This is a genomic window from Chitinophaga sp. NPDC101104, assembly GCF_050277495.1.
In the GTDB taxonomy this organism is placed as follows: Bacteria; Bacteroidota; Bacteroidia; order Chitinophagales; family Chitinophagaceae; genus Chitinophaga.
This window is the reverse complement of sequence record NZ_JBNNSF010000005.1, coordinates 289342-290825: the sequence shown is the minus strand read 5'-3', so window position 1 is coordinate 290825 and position 1484 is coordinate 289342. Positions and strand designations below refer to the sequence as shown.

Annotated in this window: 1 protein-coding gene and 1 pseudogene; both read left to right on the top strand. The window is 59.5% G+C overall.

Annotation, left to right across the window (positions count from 1 at the left end):
- Positions 1–207: 207 nt before the first annotated feature.
- Positions 208–627 (top strand): hypothetical protein, encoded by a 420-nt coding sequence (locus ACQKLP_RS26545; protein WP_427326253.1) that lies wholly within the window; start codon positions 208–210, stop codon positions 625–627.
- A 5-nt stretch (positions 628–632) separates the two neighbouring features.
- A pseudogene (locus ACQKLP_RS26540) lies at positions 633–1484 on the top strand (hypothetical protein); the annotation flags it as partial.

The following is a 1484-nucleotide window of genomic DNA, read 5'->3' as shown; positions in this document are numbered from 1 at the left end:
TACGAAGACCCCGCCAAAGGCAACCGGCAGCAGTTCTCGGCGGGCTTCGGCGTGAGGGTGCAGGGATTCCAGCTCGACTTCGCCTACCTCGTGCCCACCGGAGGAAGCCTCCGCCAGCGAAAGAGCATGAACTTCACCATTATGTACACCCCTTTCAGGGATAACAAATAACCGAAACCTTTCTTTTCAATGATAAATCACCTATCCATGTACAGATTTTTCATACTCACTTCCCTCCTGCTCCTTACCGTATTTGCCGGAGCATACGCCCAAAAAGCGCCCGAAGATGGCCGCAGCATTAAAGAACGGCTATTCAAGGAAGGCATCCCGAAAACATTCAAAACCCAAACGGCCAAATCTCCGGAAGCACTCATTACCAGTAAACAGGCTTTGCGGCAACACATTTTCCCCGGCAGCCCATCGGGCCCGGCAACTACCTTCAAAAAGAGCCAGCCCCTGAACAAGAATACAGGCGCAACACAGCTTCCATCCAACGCATCAGGTGCGGACGCTGCGAAAAAAGAAAGCGATAAAGCTGCCGCTGTAAAGCCCGTTGACCTCAATGCGCAAGGCAAGGAACCTTCGCTCCATTATGAGAAAGCCAAAGTAAATACCCCTAAAAACTGAGCACGATGAAGAAAACGTTATTCACCATATTCATTTGCATGACGATCGCGCTGGGCAGTTACGCCCAGTCGGGCCTGTCGGGCATCAATTACCAGGCAGTTGCGCGAAACAGTAACGGCACAGTGCTGGCCAATCAGGCAGTGAGCGTACGGTTTTCCGTACGCGGTGGCGGCCCCAACGGCGCCATGCAATACCAGGAAACACATAATACGGCCACCAATGCCATCGGCCTGTTCACTTTGCAGGTGGGGCGCGGTACGCCTGTTACCGGTACTTTCGCCGGTGTTCCCTGGGGCAACGCCAACCAGTTCCTTCAAGTGGAAGTGAATACGGGCGGCGGTTTCCAGACATTGGGGACCAACCAGCTCATGAGCGTTCCCTTTGCACAATTTGCTGCGAACGGTAACCCTGGCCCTGCCGGTCCGCAAGGGCCTGCCGGACCTGTGGGACCTGTGGGTGCTATTGGCCCTGTGGGACCTGCCGGCGCTACCGGGCCTGCCGGAGCACAAGGGCCAGCTGGACCGGTTGGGCCGATCGGGCCTACGGGCGCTGATGGAGCCGTTGGACCACAAGGGCCTGCCGGACCTGTAGGAGCGGCCGGGCCGGTTGGACCTGTAGGGCCGATCGGGCCTGCTGGCGCTGTAGGGCCTGCCGGCCCCGCCGGGCCGGTTGGACCTGTTGGACCTGTTGGGCCTGCTGGAACTGATGGAGCTGTTGGGCCCCAAGGGCCTGTGGGACCTGCTGGCCCCGTGGGAGCGGCTGGCCCGCAAGGACCCGTTGGGCCTGCTGGCGCGGCTGGTGCTGATGGCGCTGTTGGGCCGCAGGGGCCTGTGGGGCCAGTTGGAGCCGCCGGGCCG